Raw genomic sequence first — 21,518 nt, 5'->3', positions numbered from 1 at the left:
TTATTGTGTATTTATAATATAATCTGATATTATATTACAATTGCAATGTACTTATATATTTAAATAAATATATTACTGATAAAAATAGATATAAATATAGTATTTTACTATTATTAACCAATAATATTACTGTTGGGATTTAAGCCAAGAAATTTCTTCTGACCAGATATTAGAGTTAATTGTTTCTAAAATAATAGGAATATTGTCAAAACGATGATCTTTCATCATCCAAGCGAAGGCCTCATAACCAATTTCCCCTTGTCCTAAACTATGATGGCGATCAATATGACTATTTAAACAATTTTTAGAATCGTTAATATGAATTCCTCTTAAATAATTTAAACCTACTATTTTATCAAAATTTTTAAAAGTGCTATCATATGTATTTTTTGTACGTAAATCATAACCAGCAGAAAATAGATGACAAGTATCCAAACATACTCCAATTCTAGTTTTATCTTCAATATCATTAATAATAGCTGCCAAATGTTCAAAACAATAACCAATATTAGAGCCTTGACCTGCTGTATTTTCTATTACAAGAGTAACATCTTTAGTTTTATTTAAAGACCAATTAATAGAATCAGCTATTCTTTTTAAACAGGATTCTTCGGTAATTTTATATAAAAAACTACCTGGATGAAAATTAAATAATATCAAACCTAAATCATGACATCTAATAATTTCATCCAAAAATGCATATCTAGACTTCTTCAATAAATCATTATCAGGATGACCTAAATTAATTAAATAACTACCATGTGGTAAAATTTGATGTGCTTGATAATTAAATTTATTACATGCTTCTTTAAAATCAGAAATAACTTTTTTACTCAAAGGAATGGATTCCCATTTTCTTTGATTTTTAGTAAAAAATGAAAAAGCAGTCGCTCCTAGTTGATGCGCACGTAATACAGATATATCTAATCCACCTGCAATACTAACATGAGCGCCAATATATTTCATATATACCCAGTTCCTTGAATAAATATTTACATATTTAATTTTATACTGTAGTTAATAATCGTATTAATAATGCATATTATTAATATAATAATATTATTTTTTATTCTGTAAGAAAATAGTAAGATTATTATCTTTATATTTCCGAAACATAATAATTTTCATACTTCAATTAATTACATTAGTAAAAATATTTTCTATAGTAGAAAACTAATACTTGTATACAAGTAAAAACTATATTAATCATAAATTATTATGAATATTAAAATATTTTAAAACTTCATATTACTGATTAATTTATAATTATACAAATTTATTTCAACATATATACTAATTATAAGTAAAAATTTAAATTAAATATTGGAACCTCATGAATATTATTAATAATAAAACCTTTCATAATGTTATATGTATTTTACAAACATACTGGTTAAAACATGGTTGTACAATTATACAACCACTAGATATACCAGTTGGCGCAGGTACATTTCATAATAAAACTTTCTTTGGGAGTATCGGTATCGAACCTTTTAGCTTTGCATATGTACAACCTTCTAGAAGACCTACTGACGGACGTTATGGAGAAAATCCAAATCGTTTACAACACTATTATCAATTTCAAGTAGCTATTAAACCTGCTCCTCATAATATTCAAGAAATTTATCTAGATTCATTAAATGCATTACAAATAGATTTAAATATTCATGATATACGTTTTATTGAAGATAACTGGGAAAATCAGACATTAGGAGCATCAGGAATAGGTTGGGAAATCTGGTTAAATGGTATGGAAATTACACAATTTACTTACTTTCAAAAAGTAGGAGGGATTGAATGCAATCCCATTACCGTAGAAATCACTTATGGTCTTGAAAGAATTAATATGCATATTCAAAATAAAAATAACGTTTATGATATTTTATGGAATGATCAACCCAAATTAGTCACATATGGTGATATCTTTCTAAAAAACGAAAAAGAACAATCTTTATATAATTTTAAATATGCTACTCTTGATTTACTATATAAATTATTTAAACAGTACTCACAGGAATCCATAAGTTTACTAGAACAAACTCCTGTTCTTATATTTCCATGTTATGAAAATATATTACATGCCATACATATCTTTAATATACTTGATGCCAGAAAAGCATTATCAATAACAGAGCGTCAAAAATACATCTTATATATACGTAAAATTACTAATTCTATAGCACAAATATATTATGATTTTAAAAAAAATAAAAAATCTATTTAAATATTAGGGTATAATCACATGGAAAAAATATTATTGGTAGAAATAGGAACCGAAGAACTCCCAGCAAAAAAATTACGTAATCTTATCCTATCTTTTTCTAACAACATTATTCATGAATTAAATTCATACAATATTAAATATAAAAAAATAATCTCATATGCTACTCCAAGACGTCTAGCTGTAAAAATTAAAAATATCAATCCAACTTATACTAAAAAAGAAATTAAAAAAAAAGGACCATCTATCCTTCATGCGTTTGATCATCAAGGACATCCAACTGATATTGCTTTAAATTGGGCAAAATCTTGTGGAATTAATCTTAAACAAGCAAAAAGAATAAAAAAAAATAAAAGAGAATGGTTATGCTATACCTCTGACATAAAAGAAGAAAGTATTGATACCATTCTTCCAAAAATAATTACAGTATCAATAAAAAATATTAAAACTTATTCTTTCATGAAATGGACTAATGATAAATTTAAATTTTCTCGTCCTATAAGGAATATCAGTGTTTTATTAGAAGACAAAATAATTGATATGAAAATATTTGATATCCAATCAGATCGAATATTAAGAAATCATTTATCTATCAGAAATACTAAAATAATTATTAACCACGCTAATCAATATCCAAATATTTTGTTTAAAAAAGCAAAAATTATTGCTCATTTTAGCAGTAGAAAAGAAGAAATAAAAAAATATGCTGATCTAGAAGCTAAAAAAATTAATGGAATACTAAAATATTCTGATTCTTTATTAGAAGAAATTACTGCTTTGGTTGAATCACCAGTGGCCTTAATTGGAAAATTTGACGAAAAATTTCTTATACTTCCTCATGAAATACTCATACATATCATGACCTATAATCAAAAATATTTTCCTGTATACAATACAAATAAAAAACTAATGCCATATTTTGTTTTTATAACTAATATTCAATCCTATTATCCACAATGTATCATTTCTGGTAATGAAAATGTAATACATGCTCGATTCAAAGATGCTGAATTTTTTTTTAGAAACGATATACAAAAAAAACTAGAAGATTATTTACCTACTTTAAAAAATATATCATTTCAAAAAAAATTAGGCTCATTATATGATAAAACTAGTCGAATTATATCATTGATTACATGGATAGCACCACTTATCTATGCCAATGTACCCAATGCAATACGAGCTGCTACATTATCTAAATGTGATTTAACCACTAATATGGTTTTTGAATTCCCAGAAATTCAGGGTATCATAGGTATGTACTATGCAATAAATAGCAAAGAAAATAAAGAAATAGCAATAGCAATAAAAGAACATTACCAACCCAGATTTTCTGGAGACAAACTACCATCAAATTTAATTTCTTGTGCTTTAGCTATTGCAGATAAAATTGATACGTTATCAGGTATATTTAGTATCGGAGAATATCCTAAAGGAGATAAAGATCCATATGCTTTAAAACGCGCTGCCGTAGGAATTATACGTATTATTATTTCAAAAAAAATATTAATTGATTTAAAAAAATTATTAAATAAATCTATAAATTTATATGAAACAATTACTGATAAAAAAATAATTATAAAATACTTAACAAAGTTCATATTAGAAAGATGTTATTCTTTTTATCATCGTCAAGGATATTCTATTGATATTATCAGATCAGTTTTATCATGTAATTTCACTCAACTAGTAGATATAGACGAACGTATCAAAGCAATTGCATATTTTCAAAAATTAAAAAATTATAAATCTCTAATATTGGTCAATAAAAGAATCTGTAAATTTTTAGAAAAAAATAACAAAAAAACCAATGAACATATCGATGTCACTTTAATAAAAGATCCGTCAGAAATGATACTTAATAAAAAAATTAAAAATTTAAATATTATTTTGCCCCATTTATTTTTTAAAAGAAAATATAAAGAAGCATTATTTCATATTGTTACAATAACTGATTCTATAGAACTGTTTTTCAACTCAGTCGTTATCAACCATATAGATCCAGATATAAGAACTAATAGATTAACTATCTTATATAAAATAAATAAAATATTTTTAAATATTACCAATTTTTCTTATTTAACAATAATTGATTAATTATTAATACAATCTTTAATAAAAATTTTACTAATAAAAATATAAAATCATATACTATTAATAGTAGTAAATAGTATATGATACTATTGTACACCAGAATCTATTCATATTAGATGATATATAAATAAATAAAAATTTTTTTTAATCAATATTAAATTGATAAGAACTACTTTAATAATATTTACTAATTTAAATATTGATGTAAAATCAAAAAATAATTTATATTTTATTTAAATAAAAAATATTATTCATATTTTTTATTTAACGCGGTTAAAAAAATCTTCTGTAAATTTATTAAATTTATTTTTCTTAATAGCAATACGTATATCATTCATAAGATTTTGATAATAATGTAAATTATGAATTGTATTTAAACGTGCTCCCAATATTTCATTGCAACGATCTAAATGATGTAAGTAAGCACGACTATAATATTGACACGTATAACAAGTACATGTTTTATCTAATACCGATAAATCATTTTTATATTTTCTATTTCGAATTCTTATAATTCCATCACTAACAAATAGGTAACCATTTCTTGCATTACGAGTAGGTAAAACACAGTCAAACATGTCTATTCCTCTGCGAACAGCTTCAATTAAATCATTAGGTTTACCAACACCCATTAAATATCTTGGTTTATTCATTGGAAGTTGATTACAGATATGCTCTAATAAAGGATACATATTTTCTTTAGGTTCACCAACCGCAAAACCTCCTAAGGCATAACCATCAAAATTTATTTTAAGTAATTCTTTAATAGAATAATCTCTTAATTCTTGAAATACAGATCCTTGAATTATCCCAAATAGTAAATTTTTATTTTTTTTTAAATCAAAATATTTGCGACATTGTACTGCCCATCTTAATGATGTTTCCATAGCATTTTTTGCTTTTTCCAAACTAACGGGATAGGATGTACATTCGTCTAAACACATGACTATATCAGAACCAAGATCATATTGTACATTCATTGATATTTCTGGAGTGAGAAAAACATTCCTACCATCAATAGGATGACGGAAAAGGATACCATCCTTTTCTATTTTTCTCATACTAGAAAGACTAAATACTTGAAAACCCCCGGAATCTGTTAAAATAGGCCCCTTCCATTGCATAAAATTATGTAAACTTCCATGCAATTTTATAATTTTTTCACCTGGTCTTAATGATAAATGAAAAGCATTTCCTAATATAATTTTTGTACCTGTAGATTCTAATTCTTTAACAGTTATACCTTTAACTGAACCATAAGTTCCAACCGGCATAAATACCGGCGTTTCTATTATACCCCTATTAGATATTAATAAACCAACTCTAGCTTGATTATCTTGTTTTAAAAGAAAGAAATTCATTTTTTTCCTAAAAATATTTAATAAAAATTAAACAAAATAACGTTTTGTGATAAAAACAAAATTTATTATCATAATCGTAAAAAAATAATTGTTACATATAACAATTATTTAATCATAGAAATTATCATTTTTAAGATTTTTTAAAATATATATTATAAATTTACTAAAAATATTTATCTATTTAATAAAATTATCATATATATGATATTTGTATTTATAAAAATAAAAACTGGTGATTTTAAAATATTAAAAATATATCCAAGACAAATAAAAAATAAAATATATCATAGAATGTTTATATAAAAATATTAAGAATGTGGTGCATAAATTCTGACTAGTATTTTATATTCTCCTTCTATTATATAAATAATCTTATAGATCAATATTTTTATACATTAATATAATAAAATTAATAACTTTAAAATAAAAAAATATAAAATATATATAAAAAATTGAAATAAAAATTTATTAATTTAATTTTAAATATTGTTTAATACTGTAAAAAATAAAAAAACTAATTCAGCTATATATCCTTACTCTTTAATACATATTAATAAATATAAACCATCATAACCAAAATCTATTTTTTAATTAAAAAATAGATATAATAATGTTTTTTATTAAAAGTACATCAACTCAACATTATTTATAAAATTATTTTGTGAAGAATTTTATGGAATGATATTTTTATACTTTTAAAAAATATGATATTTATCAATAAATTTTAATAAATAAATTTTATTAAAAATATATACATTACTTAATATGTATTAACTAATACTCTATTTTAGAATTTTTTTATAATAGTAATTATTTTTAATATTTTTTAATAAAAATATATTTTACAATGTGAGAAAGAAAAACACATTACTTTAAATATAACCATTTAAAATAATGTATTTTTATTAAAAAATCATTAATTTATACGTTATTAATATTTAATATGCTAATTAAAAATTTAACATCAAAAAATTAAACATGGCAAACAGTTTATCTAAAACGATTTTTTTTAACTAATAATGTTCCAATCCTATTTCTTAATTGTTTTCCAGGTTTGAATGTTACAACACGTCTAGATGTAATAACGATACTTTCTCCTGTCTTAGGATTTCTACCTGGACGTTCTTTTTTAAATCTTAAATTAAAATTACCAAATCCTGACAACTTAACTTTTTCACCATCTTCTAAAGCATCCCCTACTTCCTTAAAAAAATATTTCACAATATTTTTAGCATCTTGTTTTTTTATCTTTAAGTAATCAAACAGATAATCTGATATTTTAGACTTAGTTAATACCATATGTTAAATCCCTCATTACAATTTTAAATATTTTTTTTAATTTAGATATGCAACGACTAATAATTAAATCAATATCATAATCTTCTAATGTTTTTAAAACATCTTCAAAAATAAAACGTATTCCTAAACTTTTTTTTCCTATTCCTATATTATTACCATAATATACATCAAATACATACACTTCTTTTATCCTATCTAAATCTGTATTTTTACATAAGTTGATAATATCACCTACAGGAATATCATCTGATACTATAATCGAAATATCTCGTTTACTTTTTGGAAAATATGATATATTTTTTATCTTTAAAAGTTTTTCATGCACAATATCATTCCATAAAATCTCAAAGAGAATAATTTCACTATTCAATTTCAATTTTTTTTCCACATTAGGATGTAATACACCCATATATCCGATTAATTTTTCAAAATAATAAATAGCAGCAGTTTTACCTGGATGTAAACAAGATAAATACCCTTTTTTAAAGTTTACATTTTTTAATGTACCATTAATTTCTAATATAGACTCTAAAATACCTTTTATATCGTAAAAATCAATTTTTTTATCTGTATGATCCCAAAATTTATTGCCATAAATATAACCTTGTGCTATACCAGCTAAATAAATATCTTGCTTCACGCCTATATCTTGGTTTTTATCTTCTGTAAAACATAATCCAGTTTCAAATAAACAAACATGTTCTGCTTGACGACATTGATTATAAGATAATGTTGCAAGTAATCCTGGCCACAAAGATATTCTCATGGACGACATATCCTGAGAAATTGGATTAGATAATAATAATTTTTTTTTATTAGGAAATAATAAATTTTGTATATCAGGATCCACAAAACTATACGTGATAATCTCGTAAAATCCTTTATCTATAAGAAGGTTTTTAACTCTTTTTAAAAAATTATCTGTACTACCATATATATTTACTTGCATATCACCATAATATGGCATAGTAGTAATTTTATCGTATCCATAAATACGAATGAGTTCTCCTATCACATCTTCTTCTATATTCACGTCAAAACGCCAAGAAGGTGGTTTAATTTCCCAATATTTAAAATTTTTCACTACTTGAAAACCAAGATTAGTTAATATATTTAATATTGTCTTATCCGGAATAAAAAAACCTAGTACTTGATTCACAGTATTCCGATATAATTTAATATTCTTAGTTTTAACAAAATTATTTTTATCTATTTTATAAATTAATGGACCAATACTACCTCCAATAATATCCGTAAGTAAATAAGAACAGTACTCTATAGCACATTCTTGGAGATCAGGATCAATACCATATTCATAACAATTAGTTATATAATTTTTTTCTCCATAATGGATATCTCTTTTATGTTTAGAAGAAACATTAAAAAAAACAGATCCAATAAACAAATTTTTAGTTTTTTTTGTTACTACAGCAACATCAGTATTAACATTACCACCTATTGATAAAATATTATCATTATCAGAAATTAAAAGTGTATTTTTACTAATATTAATAAAATTACCATTAACAACTGCAATCTCTTTATTTTCATTTGACATTCTTACAATAATATTACCTGAAATACAATCTGCATCAAAAACATGTAAAGGCAAACCGAGTTCTAAAGAAACATAATGAATTATATCTAAAATAACATTATTGGTATTTACATTAGATCGTCTAAGTTTTTCTTTCATTCTAATAGGAATTTTGACATCCTGAGCAATATTCTTAATTATTCTACAAAAATAACGAGGACAGATATCAGGTACTTTTAAAATAATTGGAAGTGTATCATTAATTACCGATTTCATACGATAACTAACAAGACTAGGTAGTTTCATGTTATTCTGAACCGCTAACTCTCGAGCTATTCCAATAATTCCAAGACAATCAAAACGATTTGGCGTAATAGCAATTTTAATAACATTATCATTTAATAAAAAATATTCTTTAATATCTGTACCAATAGGAACATTAGAAGGTAATATAATTATATTATCTTCATATTCAAACATACCTAATTCAAAAAATGAACATAATACGCCTTGCGATATTCTCCCTTCTATGTTTATTTCTTTAATAATAATGTTATTAAACACAATAGAACCAACAGGAGCTATAACTATTTTCATACCTCTATCGATATCAAATATGTTAGAAATAACATTGATCTTATTACTTATCCCAATTTCTACTGTGATGATATTCCATTCACTAGAATTGGGATGAATAATGCAAGAAATTACTTCACCTATTAGTATTCCTTTACATACATTGGAAATTTTTCTAATACTTTCTACTTCTAATCCAGATTTAGTCATTTGATCACAAAGTGCTCTACTATTTACTTCTGGATTAATCCATTCTCGTAACCATTTTTCACTAAATTCCATAAAAATTACCATTTTTATCTTATTTAAACTGTTTTAAAAACCTTAGGTCATTTTCAAAAAAATAACGTAGATCGGAAATCTGATAATATAACATCGCCATTCTTTCAACTCCTAAACCAAAAGCACAACCTTTATATTTCCTATGATTAATATCAACATTATTTAACACATTAGGATGCACCATTCCACATCCTAATACCTCTATCCATTCTCTATTATTTCCCATAATATCAATTTCTGCGGACGGAGTTGTAAATGGAAAATAGGATACTCTAAATCTTATTTTTACATCTTTTCCAAAAAACACATATAAAAATTTTTGTATTATCCATTTTAAATTAGAAAAATTAATTTTTTTATCAATAATTAAGCCTTCAATTTGATGAAACATTGGAGTATGAGTGGCGTCATAATCATTCCGATATACCTTACCAGGTACAATAATTTTAATAGGAGGTTTTTCTTTTTCCATAATACGAATTTGCATACTTGATGTCTGAGTCCTCAGTAACCTATTAATATCAAACCAAAAAGTATCTTTATTCGATCTAGAAGGATGATTTTTAGGAATATTCAATGCACTAAAATTATGATATTCATCTTCTATTTCAGGACCTGTAACTGATTTAAATCCTAAATGTAAAAAAAAATATTCTATATTATTAATTATAGTTGTTATTGGATGCAGCGTACCATTTTCAATACGACGACCAGATAATGAAGTATCAATGTTTTCCTTTCTTATTTTTTTTTCATTCAACAAAAATTCTAATTTTTTTTTACGTTCTAAAATTTTAGATTGCATCTCTAATTTTAACTGATTTAAAATGGCACTATATTTTATTTTTTCTTTTAAAAATAGTTTCCTTAAGTTAAAAAATTGATTAGATAGGTAACTATTCTTACCTAAATATTTTACTTTTAATTTTTCTAGTTCTTTTATATTTTTAGTTTTTTTTAAATCAATATTAATTAAATTCATTAATTCCTGAGGATCTAAAATCATTATTCTAAACTCTTTTTTTAATTAATTGATACATTCACATATCAATTATATTCTATACCTATCAAAATATAGTGAAACACTATAAATAAGTAAAAAAATTTAATAATATAACAAAATATTCAGATACATTATGAGGGGAGATTGGTTACTCCCTCCTATTTTTTAACAAACTTACTATAATGCAAATTTTGCTTTTTCAATTAATACACTAAACGCATTAGAATCAAAAATTGCAATTTCTGAAAGAATTTTACGATCTATATTTATATCAGATTTTTTTAAACCATACATAAATTTACTATAAGATATTGCATTTTGTCGAACTGCCGCATTAATACGAGAAATCCATAATCTACGGAATAAACGTTTACGCTGACGACGATCACGATAAGAATATTGAGCAGCTTTAATTACAGCTTGATTAGCCACTCGATAAACCCGAGAGCGCGCTCCATAATATCCTTTTGCTTGTTTTAAAATTTTTTTATGACGAGCTCGAGCTACAACACCACGTTTTATACGAGCCACTTGATCTCCTTTTAAATATTCTAATTAAAAAACAAAAAAATTATGAATATGGCAATAAAAAAATTACCTTACTTGCATCTCCTTTTGAAATTATTTTTTTAGAACGTAAATGACGTTTTCTATTGGTTGTTTTTTTAGTTAACAGATGACGCAAATTAGACTGTTTGTGCTTAAACATACCTGATGCAGTTTTTTTAAATCTTTTTGCTGCACTACGTAAGGTTTTTATTTTAGGCATAATAGTATATTCCATGCTAATATTAATAAAAATACTAATATTCATATATCACTTAAAAATATTTTATTTATCACTTAATAGTGATCAATCAATCATACAGTTATTTCTTTTTTGGAGCTAATATCATTATCATTTGACGTCCTTCTACTCTATTAGGAAAAAATTCCACAATAGCTATTTGATTTAAATCATTTTTTACTCGATTTAACATGTCCATACCAATTTGTTGATGTGCCATTTCACGACCACGAAAACGTAATGTAATTTTAACTTTATCTCCTTCTTCTAAAAAACGAATTAAATTTTTTAATTTAACTTGATAATCTCCTTTATCTGTTCCTGGTCTAAATTTTATCTCCTTAACTTGTATTATTTTTTGTTTCTTTTTTTGTTCTTTATAAGATTTACTTTTTTCATACAAATATTTTCCGTAATTCATAATACGACAAACTGGTGGTTCTGCATTTGGACTAATTTCTACTAAATCAAATCCTTCTTCTGCAGCTTTTTTTAATGCTTCTTGCAAATTAACGATACCAATTTGTTCACCATCAAACCCTGAAAGTCGAACTTCTTTAGCTCGAATTTCATTATTAATACGATTAGGACGTATTAATTGTATTTTTTTTCCGACTTTAATACTTTATTCCTCCAGTAAATTAATACTACGATCAACAATATCTTTCTTAAGTTTTTTAATCAAATTATTGAATTTTACATTATTAATTTTTTTACTTGATCTAGTTCTAATACTTACTGTATTATCTTTTTCTTCTTGATCCCCACATATGAATATATAAGGTATTCTATTTAATAAATGTTCTCGAATTTTAAAATTAATTCTATCGTTTCTAAAATCTGATATAACTCTAATTCCTTCATCAGATAATTGTTTAATTAATCGATTAACATAATTGATATGATTATCATTAATCCCTATTACTACCACTTGTATAGGAGATAACCAAAATGGGAAAAATCCTTTATACTCTTCCACTAAAATACCAATAAAACGTTCTATTGAACCCAATATTGCTCTATGAATCATTACTGGAACCTGATGTTCATTATTTTTATTAATATAGAAAGCATCTAAACTAGTTGGTAAATAAAAATCTAGTTGAATAGTTCCACATTGCCAAATTCTTCCTAAAGAATCATGTAAAGAAAATTCAATTTTAGGCCCGTAAAAAGCACCTTCTCCTACTTGATAATCAAATATCAAATTATTTTCTTTCAAAACTGCAACTAAATTTTGTTCTGCGAAATCCCATATTTTGTCATCACCAATACGTTTTTCAGGTCGTGTAGACAATTTTACTGATATTTTTTTAAAACAAAATAAATTATATAAATCATATATCATTTTAATGCAATCATTGATCTCTTTTTTTATTTGATCATTTGTACAAAATATATGTGCATCATCTTGAGTAAAACCCCTAATTCTCATTAAACCATGTAAAGAACCAGATGGTTCATTTCGATGACAACTACCAAACTCTGCAATTCTAATAGGTAAATCACGATAAGATCTTAACTTTTGATTAAATATTTGAACATGTCCAGGACAATTCATTGGTTTAATGCAGTAATGTCTATTTTCTGATGATGTAGTAAATATAGATTCTTGGTAATTTTTTAAATGACCACTTTTTTCCCATATTAATCTATCCATCATAAAAGGAGTTTTTACTTCTTGATAATGATATTTTTTTAAGTTTATTCTAACAAAATTTTCTAATTCTCGAAAAATTATCCAACCATTATGATGCCAAAAAACCATACCGGGGGCTTCATCTTGCATGTGATATAAATCTAATTTTTTTGCTATAATTCTATGATCTCTTTCTTTTGCTTCTTCTATACTTATTATATATTTTTTTAATTGACTTTTATTAGACCATGCGGTACCACAAATTCTTTGTAGCATTTTATTTTTTCTATTTCCTTTCCAATAAGCTCCAGAAATAGTCTGTAATTTAAAAATACGACAAAAATTTATATTAGATACTTGCTGAATATCACTACAAATATCAACATAATCTTCATAATAAAGAATTTCAACCATTGATTTATTTTTATATATATTGTCTAATATATAAACTTTATACGTTTCCCTGCGAGACAAAAATAAATTACGAGCATATTTCCACGTAACTATTTTCTTCATAAAGTTAAAATTATTTTTAATCAAAAAAAACATATTTTTTTCTAATACAGAGATATCATTCTCTGTTAATTTAGACTCTATGTCTACGTCACAATAAAATCCATTTTTAGTAATTGTACTATCAGCAATTTTAGATATTGGATAAATTTTTTTTACAGAATAAGCTAACAATTGCGAACAGGAATAACGAATTGCTTCTAAATAAAATTTTTCTTTATTATTAATAGTCACCTCAGCATTACATTTTATCACAGTATCTACACCAACTAACTAACCATTAACATAAGCTTCTATCAAAAATTTTATTGAATATACTTAAATTTATTTTTAAAATATCTATTACTAAACAGTAATCATATATCCATCTACTTATATCTAAAAAATGATGAAAAAATAAAATAGTAATTATCCAATATTAAAATCTATAATATATATTATAAATATTTTGGATCAAAAAATATTTTAAAATAAAACAATAAATAAGTATTCAATAGCATATATCTACAATTTTAAAAAAAATATTTAGACCTTATATGAGTAAAAAATAATAGTATTTAATATTTTTTATAGTATCAAAAAATAATTAATTTTCATATTGTATATTAAATATAGTAAAAATTACTAAAATATTTACATAAAATAGGGGTATCAGTATAAGATTAACTGATACCCCTATTTATAATTAAAAACGACTATCAATAGATTTTGCTAATCGATCAATCAAACATACACTATCATCCCAACCTAAACACGGATCTGTAATTGATTTACCATAAATCAAAAATTCATTATCAATTATTGCTTGAGCACCTTCTTCTAAAAAACTTTCAATCATAACACCTACAATAGCTGTAGAACCGTTGTAAATTTGTTTAGCTATAGATTCACCAACATCACGTTGACGACGATGTTGTTTTAAACAATTTCCATGACTAAAATCAACCATTAAATATTCTGAAAGACCGAAATCATGTAAATGTTTTACAGCCAAAGCAATATCTTCAACATGATAATTTGGAGATATTCCACCACGCATAATAATATGACAAAATGGATTACCACTTGTATGATTAATGGTCATCTGTCCATGTTTATCAGGTGCTAAAAATAAATGTTTTACTCTAGCCGCTCTAATAGCATCGATGGCAATACGAATATTACCGTCAGTACCATTTTTAAAACCAACAGGACATGATAAAGCAGAAGCCATTTCACGATGAATTTGACTTTCTGTTGTTCTTGCACCTATAGCTCCCCAACTAATAAGATCTGCTATAAATTGCCCAATTACTATATCTAAAAACTCTGTGGCAGCAGGCATACCTAATCTATTAATATCTAATAATAATTTTCTAGCAATGGATAATCCATGATTCACCCGAAAACTACTATTCAGATCAGGATCTGAAATTAATCCTTTCCATCCAACAACAGTTCTTGGTTTTTCGAAATACGTCCTCATTATAATTTCAAGACGAGAATGATACTTTTTTCTTAATACATTAAGTCTCGATGCATATTCAACTGCCGCTTCAGGATCATGTACTGAACAAGGTCCTATAATAACTAATAGACGTTTATCCTGTCCTGTTATTATTCTAGCAACATTATTCCTTGTCGTAATAACATTATCCATAATCTCTGGAGTAATAGCATAACGCTTAGCTAATTCAGATGGTGTTACCAATGGATCGATTCGTATTGTCCGTAATTCGTCTGTTTTTTTCATTTTTTTCTCTATAATTAGTCTATATTCTAGAAATAACAACAAGATATGATTAGAATCATAATCAAACTAATTAGATAGTTGCAATTTAATTTTAAATTTAAAAATATTTTTTAAGAAATGATTATAGGTATAAAAAATACCATGTAAATATTAATGATATTACATATACCAAACAAAAATTAATATTTATTAAAAATATTTAAAAATTTTTTAAAATATTTTATGTAATCAATACTATTCACTAATAAAATATTTATTAACAATAATAAAAAATAATTGAATATATAAATATTCAATTATATATACTAATCATTCTATTATTTTTAGATTAATCCATGAACAATCTGCTCGTAATAAAAATTAATTATAATAAAATTTTTATAAAAATAATTAATAATTATATTTTGTGATTAATAAAACCTAATTATATATTTTACTTAAAAAAAATAATCTACTCATAAACTTATATTTAATTTCTTTAAAATAAATTAGAATATTTATTCTAATTATTTTTTTAAAAGTTTTTATAAATATCAAACACAGTAAATATTATTTTACTTATTTTTTGATATATTTTTAATTGGTATAGTGGAAAATGAATCAGGAGAAGGAATTTCATTCATCCAAGATGAAAGCAAACGATATGAAATTACTAAGACCACTGGTCCAATAAATAAACCGATCATACCAAATGCAAGAAGTCCACCAATTACTCCGGATAAAATTAATAATATAGGTAAATCAGCACCTATTCGTATTAATACTGGCCGTAAAATATGATCTAAAATACACAAAATACCACTCCAAACTAATAATACAGTTCCACTGGTTGCATTACCGTGCCAGTAAAGCCAAACAATAGCAGGGATTAAAACTGGTAAGGGACCCAATTGGATTAAACAAAATAAAATAATTAAAATCATTAGTAAAGAAGCATAAGGTATTCCTAAGGTTACTAACCCTATACCACCTAATATTCCTTGTACCAAAGCAGTTACAACCACTCCTAATGCAACCGCTCGAATAGCTTGTCCTGCAAGTAAAACTACTGCATCGCCTGGTTTAGCGGCTAATCTAAATGCAAAATGACGAATAATATTTCCAACTTGTTCTCCATTCCAATATAATATAGAACTAAAAATTAACATAAAAATTAAATCAACAACAAAACGACCAAAATTACCTACTTGTATAATAAAAAATTCAGTAGTAATACCCATATAAGGTTGAATTTGAGTGATTAAAGATACTCCTCCCTCATTTAGTAATTTATGATAACTGATAAATAATTTTATCCCAATAATAGGTATATCTTGTAGCCAATTTAAATTAGGAAATTGTAACTTTCCTGAAGTTAACCAATTCATTAAAGGTACACTATTTTCAATTAAACTGTTTACTAAAAAAACAACAGGAATAATAAAAATAAGCAATAAAAAAATAGTCATTATAATAACAGCAAAATAACGTTTCCCTCCAAATAAAAATTGCAGTTTTAACATAAATGGCCAAGTAGCAATTACTATCATACTCGCCCAAGAAAATCCTAAAAAAAATGGACGAATAATCCAAAAACTAGTTAATGTCAGAATAATAAAAAAAAATAATGAAAATATAGCTTGTGGCAAATCTATACTATTCTTGTAATTATACATACGCAATTACACCTCAATAGTTCTTGGATTATTTAACTTGAAAAAATAATACCTCTTACCAATGGAGACAATACATATAACGTATAAATAAAATTATATTATTATGTATTTATAAAAGAGAAAAATTATAGAAGAAAAAATATCGAGTTTTTATATTATATTTTTTATAAAAAAATTTTATATAAAAATTGAAATTAAACTATTACTTTTAAAATGTTTCATTTTAGAATATTTACTCTAATAAAAAATAATTAATTACATCATACTTAATGGGACTTACAATTTTAATAATCATAAAAAATTTTAAAAATATGTATAATAATAACTATATTACTAAAAATTTTATTCATTAATAACAAAAAATATTTAATATTATACCAATATTTATTGGCACATGGTGTAAAAGCTTTAAAAAACAAATATTGTGAAATCACTTTATTAACATAAAAATTTTTATATAAAAATATACATATCACCGGTATATATTATATAATATAAAAGTTCATTTATCTAAAAGAAATAATTTAAAAAATTAGGAAAATTTATACATATGACAAATATCACCAATAAAATTAATAGTCAAACATTATTTCAAGGAATTCACTTAACAAAAAATGCATTAATGCAGATATCTTATTTAATTGGTAAAAATCCAAAAAATAAAGGAATTAGAATTAAAATAAAAAAATCAGGATGTGCCGGATTTCGCATTGTGATGGAATTAGCTCAAGAAAAGCAAAAAGAAGAAATTGAATTCTTGAAGAATGGTGCCACATTGTTTATATCAAAAAAAATATTAACTATATTAGAAGGTATGGAAATTGACTTTGTGACAAAAGGTTTAAATCAAATATTTCAATTTAAAAATTATAATACAAAAAATTACTGTGGTTGTGGAGAAAGTTTCGAATTATAAGAAATAAAATTTTTTTAATTTTTATTTAAAATAAATATCTGTATCATTATTTTTTATATTTTCCTCCACAAAAGATCTTATATATAAAAATTATTTTTACCAACATAATAAACAGTGATGTTTTTTTCCACGACGTAATAAAGTAAATTTTCCAAATATTTTATCAGAATCTCTAAAATGATATTTACTATCTCTTTTTAAACAATTATTAATGTATATCGCACCATCAGTAATCATTTTTCTTGCTTGACCACGAGAAGGTGCTAAAACAGCATAAACTAGAGCCTGCTGTAAATCTTCATTACCCAATAATTTAATAAAAGGTATTCCATCTTGTTTCAATTGTTGGAAATCAGAAATCATCAACTCATTTACAGATTTGGAAAATAAAAAAGACGAAATTCTTTTGGCAGCAAACATGCCTGTTTTTCCATGCACTAAACTAGTAATACTTTCTGCTAAAACAGTTCTAGGTAAATAAAAATCATTATTGTCAATGTTTTTTGTTTTTATATTTTTAATTTCATTAAGACTTAAAAAAGTAAACATTTTCAAAAAATTAAAAATTTCTGAATCTGATCGATTAATCCAAAATTGATAAAATTTATAAGGACTAGTTTTTTTAGGATCCAACCACAAAGTTCCTGTTTCTGTTTTACCAAATTTAATACCATTTTCTTGCACTAATAAAGGTAAAGTTAATCCAAATACTGTTTTATTGAATAATCGACGAGTTAAAAAAATACCAGAGGTAATATTTCCCCATTGATCTGAACCTCCAATTTGCAAAGTTACTGAATATTTTTTATATAACATTGAAAAATCATACGCTTGAAGTAAACTATAAGAAAATTCAGTAAAAGATATTCCTTGATTGCCAGAAAGAATCCTTCTTTTTACAGATTCTCTGTTAATCATTTGATTAACAGAAAAATGTTTACCTACATTTCGTAAAAAAGTTAATACATTAATATTGCCAAACCAATCTTGGTTATTAACAATTTTAGCACTATTTTTTCCACAATGAAAATCAAGAAAATTTGCAATCTGTTTGGTAATATTTTTTCTCCATAAAATAATAGATTCTATATTATTTAATTTTCTTTCTACATTTTTAAAACTAGGATCCCCAATTAAACTAGTGGCTTCACCCAATAAAACAATTGGTTTATTACCTAACATTTGAGATCTTTTTAAACATAACAAAGGTAAAATATGACCTACATGCAAACTATCGGCAGTGATATCAAAACCACAATAAAGAGCAATAGAATTAGATAACATACTCTGCAACAATCCCTGTTCATCTGTACATTGTGCTATACATCCTCTCTCTTTTAATTCATTAATTAATATATTATGTAACATATATCCTCATATAAATATGAAAAACCTGCATATAAATAATTTTTATTATATTTTTAACAGTTTATGATTATTCAACTTTTATTTAAAATTTTAAATATAATTAATATTTTTTAAATAAACCCTTCATGCTCTATTCTCTAAAATAGAGAATGAGAATTGTAATTCTATTGATATAAATATTTCAGAATATAAAGATTTTTCATATCATATATAAAATATTTTTAATATTTCTTAAATATCAATCGGATCTATATCCAATATCCATTTTATTGTTCGAGCAACCGGAATAGTACTAATAAGGTTAATACTATGTTTTAATATATTATGCAATAATCGACGAGAAGAATGCTGCAGCAATAATTTATATACACAGTTTTTTTTATTTATTGATCGACTTAATTCAGGAAAAGGGCCCATCATCCAAATATTGCTATTTTTTTCTTTTTCTCTATTTTTTATGATTTTCTGAAAAATTAAAAAAAAATTTTCTACTTTATAATATTTTTTACTATAAGCATAAATAACAGCATGATAAGTAAATGGCGGCAATTGTAAAACTTTTCTTTTTCTCAATAAATTAATAGATAACTTATGATAACCTTCTTGTATTAATTGATTTAAATTAATATCATTAGGGTATGATGTTTGTATTAACATTTCAAAATTTTTAGAATTGTTATTTAATAAATTAATGGAATAAGTATAAAATTGGGCAAATCTTTCTATAGAACGAAATGTCATAGATGTAAAATAAGAATCTATTAACACCATTCCTACTAAAGTAGCATTAAATAAATGAGCACTAAAAATATCCTGTTCTCTTACTAATATAATCAATGCCTGATTTAAGATACTTTGTAAAAAATTTTTATTAATAATATTTTTAAAATTTTTACTATTATAATTAATACATAATATAGGTGTACCAGAAAAAATTTTTTTAATAGAAATTCTCATGTATTCCATATTAAAACAACGTGCAACTATCTCTGCTGACCCACAATCGAAACAAAATAAAGGAACAGAAAATCTAATGAAACAAAATCTACAATACAATTCCTGATAATGTTCATTAAAATAATAATATTCATTGCATAGATCACATTTAGCCGTCCAATGACAGTTTTTACAAGATAGTATAAAAAAGATATAATTATTGTTATTTACAATAAGTACTACAGTATTTTTTTTATATATATGTTGGTTAATTCTATTAATCAAAGTAACAGATAATCCACTTTTTAATCTTTCACCTTTAATATTAATGATCTGCTGTATTATTTTCTTTTTATTTAATATAGATCTATGTAAATTAACATATTGATATTTTTTATTAATAACGTTTTTTAACGTTTCTAAAGTAGGTGATACTGATTCTATCACTATAGGAATTTTTTCTTGATAAGCTCTCACAACTCCTATATCCCTAGCATTATACAACCATCCCTTCTTATTCTTATAAGTAATACTATGTTCTTCATCTATAATAATAATACCTAATTTATCTATAGGAATAAAAATAGCTTGTTTGGTACCTATAATCACTGCTGTTTTATTATTTTTTGCACGAAACCATATGGAAAACTTTTGATAATTAGTTGTGCTGGAATAAAATCCATCAACTGGCACATTAAAATAAGTCTGAAATAAAGAAACAATATGATCAACCATATTATCATTAGAAACTAAAATGAGTATTTGTAATCCCTTTTTAAGTAATTCTAATACTAGACTAAAATATATCTGTCTTTTTACTTTATACTGCATACCTATTAACAACCAAGATTTAAAATAATTTTCTCTATTTAAAATTTTTTCAATAGTAAATAATTCTTTTTTATTTAATTGTAAATCAAAATTTTTTATTAAAATATTATTCGTATTATTATAAATATTCTGAGAAAAAACATATGCGCTACACAAGTTTTTATCTTTTAATTTTTTCAACACATAATGAGACAAGTTATATTTTTTAAATTCATTTTTTAAAATTGATCTATGACGTAATACTGATAAAGCATGATATTGTCTTGGTGTTTTCTTTAAGATATTGATATCTATATCTTTTCCTTTTTTTGTTATCATCCATTTATATAATGTTATCGATTCAACTACTTTACCTTTTTTAACAAAAATAGGTAAAACATGATATAATATATATCCCATTGAACAATGATGATAAATAGAAGACCATTCTAATGTTTTCCATAAACTATTAGTAAAAATTGAATCTGCATCAATAATAGAACAAATAGATTTTAATTTTAAATGCACCGTACAAGTATGATAATAAAAAGATATAATCATACCTATTATCTTTCTGGTTCCAAAAGGTACTGACACCCGACTACCAATAATAGGAGTTATTTCTTTAGGACAAGTATATTCAAAAATTTTTTTAATCGGTAAAAAAATTGCAACTTGTATAATAAACACAATATTACCCATATAAAATATGTATACTTTATGTAAAACTACTTTTAATTAAAATTAAAAATTTTTAAAAATAAATAATTATAATATTATTATCTTTAT

At 24.2% G+C, this 21,518-nt stretch carries 16 protein-coding genes; 3 read left to right on the top strand and 13 right to left on the bottom strand.

Annotated features, from left to right (window positions below):
* Positions 1-126: 126 nt before the first annotated feature.
* Positions 127-966, bottom strand: coding sequence for a deoxyribonuclease IV (gene nfo, locus AB4W65_RS00650; protein ID WP_367673701.1), 840 nt, complete (start codon positions 964-966; stop codon positions 127-129).
* A 367-nt stretch (positions 967-1,333) separates the two neighbouring features.
* Between nfo and glyQ the strand changes: the two genes are divergently transcribed.
* Both glyQ and glyS read left to right on the top strand, forming a co-directional pair.
* Positions 1,334-2,224 (top strand): glycine--tRNA ligase subunit alpha, encoded by an 891-nt coding sequence (glyQ, locus tag AB4W65_RS00645; RefSeq protein WP_367673700.1) that lies wholly within the window; start codon positions 1,334-1,336, stop codon positions 2,222-2,224.
* An 18-nt stretch (positions 2,225-2,242) separates the two neighbouring features.
* Entirely contained in the window at positions 2,243-4,318 is a 2,076-nt protein-coding gene (gene glyS / locus AB4W65_RS00640; RefSeq protein ID WP_367673699.1) for a glycine--tRNA ligase subunit beta, read from the top strand.
* 257 nt (positions 4,319-4,575) lie between these two features.
* Here glyS and tgt read toward each other — a convergent pair whose 3' ends face one another.
* The 10 genes from tgt to ydiK form a co-directional block, all read right to left on the bottom strand.
* Positions 4,576-5,676, bottom strand: a complete 1,101-nt coding sequence (gene tgt, locus AB4W65_RS00635) for a tRNA guanosine(34) transglycosylase Tgt (RefSeq protein WP_367673698.1) — start codon at positions 5,674-5,676, stop codon at positions 4,576-4,578.
* A gap of 990 nt (positions 5,677-6,666) precedes the next feature.
* Positions 6,667-6,975, bottom strand: coding sequence for an integration host factor subunit alpha (locus AB4W65_RS00630; RefSeq protein ID WP_367673697.1), 309 nt, complete (start codon positions 6,973-6,975; stop codon positions 6,667-6,669).
* Positions 6,962-9,370: a phenylalanine--tRNA ligase subunit beta gene (pheT, locus tag AB4W65_RS00625; protein ID WP_367673696.1), complete on the bottom strand. Its 2,409-nt coding sequence runs from the start codon at positions 9,368-9,370 to the stop codon at positions 6,962-6,964. The genes AB4W65_RS00630 and pheT overlap by 14 nt, the downstream gene beginning before the upstream one ends.
* A gap of 19 nt (positions 9,371-9,389) precedes the next feature.
* Positions 9,390-10,352 (bottom strand): phenylalanine--tRNA ligase subunit alpha, encoded by a 963-nt coding sequence (gene pheS / locus AB4W65_RS00620; RefSeq protein WP_367673811.1) that lies wholly within the window; start codon positions 10,350-10,352, stop codon positions 9,390-9,392.
* A gap of 198 nt (positions 10,353-10,550) precedes the next feature.
* Positions 10,551-10,904: a 50S ribosomal protein L20 gene (rplT, locus tag AB4W65_RS00615; RefSeq protein ID WP_367673695.1), complete on the bottom strand. Its 354-nt coding sequence runs from the start codon at positions 10,902-10,904 to the stop codon at positions 10,551-10,553.
* 40 nt (positions 10,905-10,944) lie between these two features.
* Positions 10,945-11,142: a 50S ribosomal protein L35 gene (gene rpmI / locus AB4W65_RS00610; protein WP_367673810.1), complete on the bottom strand. Its 198-nt coding sequence runs from the start codon at positions 11,140-11,142 to the stop codon at positions 10,945-10,947.
* Between the two features lie 100 nt (positions 11,143-11,242).
* Complete coding sequence (gene infC, locus AB4W65_RS00605) at positions 11,243-11,782, bottom strand: translation initiation factor IF-3 (protein ID WP_367673809.1); 540 nt, start codon at positions 11,780-11,782, stop codon at positions 11,243-11,245.
* A gap of 3 nt (positions 11,783-11,785) precedes the next feature.
* The gene (gene thrS, locus AB4W65_RS00600; RefSeq protein WP_367673694.1) at positions 11,786-13,567 is read right to left on the bottom strand and encodes a threonine--tRNA ligase; all 1,782 of its coding nucleotides are present in this window, start codon (positions 13,565-13,567) and stop codon (positions 11,786-11,788) included.
* Positions 13,568-13,997: 430 nt separating this feature from the next.
* Positions 13,998-15,044, bottom strand: a complete 1,047-nt coding sequence (locus tag AB4W65_RS00595) for a 3-deoxy-7-phosphoheptulonate synthase (protein WP_367673693.1) — start codon at positions 15,042-15,044, stop codon at positions 13,998-14,000.
* Between the two features lie 554 nt (positions 15,045-15,598).
* Entirely contained in the window at positions 15,599-16,699 is a 1,101-nt protein-coding gene (gene ydiK, locus AB4W65_RS00590) for an AI-2E family transporter YdiK (protein ID WP_367673692.1), read from the bottom strand.
* A 550-nt stretch (positions 16,700-17,249) separates the two neighbouring features.
* Here ydiK and AB4W65_RS00585 point away from each other — a divergent pair.
* Positions 17,250-17,615, top strand: coding sequence for an iron-sulfur cluster assembly accessory protein (locus AB4W65_RS00585; protein WP_367673691.1), 366 nt, complete (start codon positions 17,250-17,252; stop codon positions 17,613-17,615).
* Between the two features lie 96 nt (positions 17,616-17,711).
* Here the strand turns inward: AB4W65_RS00585 and tyrS are convergent, their stop codons facing one another.
* Positions 17,712-18,983, bottom strand: a complete 1,272-nt coding sequence (gene tyrS / locus AB4W65_RS00580; protein WP_367673690.1) for a tyrosine--tRNA ligase — start codon at positions 18,981-18,983, stop codon at positions 17,712-17,714.
* A 231-nt stretch (positions 18,984-19,214) separates the two neighbouring features.
* Entirely contained in the window at positions 19,215-21,419 is a 2,205-nt protein-coding gene (gene priA / locus AB4W65_RS00575) for a primosomal protein N' (RefSeq protein ID WP_367673689.1), read from the bottom strand.
* Between the last annotated feature and the right edge of the window lie 99 nt (positions 21,420-21,518).

It is taken from the genome of Buchnera aphidicola (Pemphigus populi), from assembly GCF_964058935.1.
GTDB lineage: Bacteria > Pseudomonadota > Gammaproteobacteria > Enterobacterales > Enterobacteriaceae > Buchnera_C > Buchnera_C aphidicola_D.
Note: the sequence above shows the minus strand (reverse complement) of the source record. Positions and strands in the feature narration are given on the sequence as shown.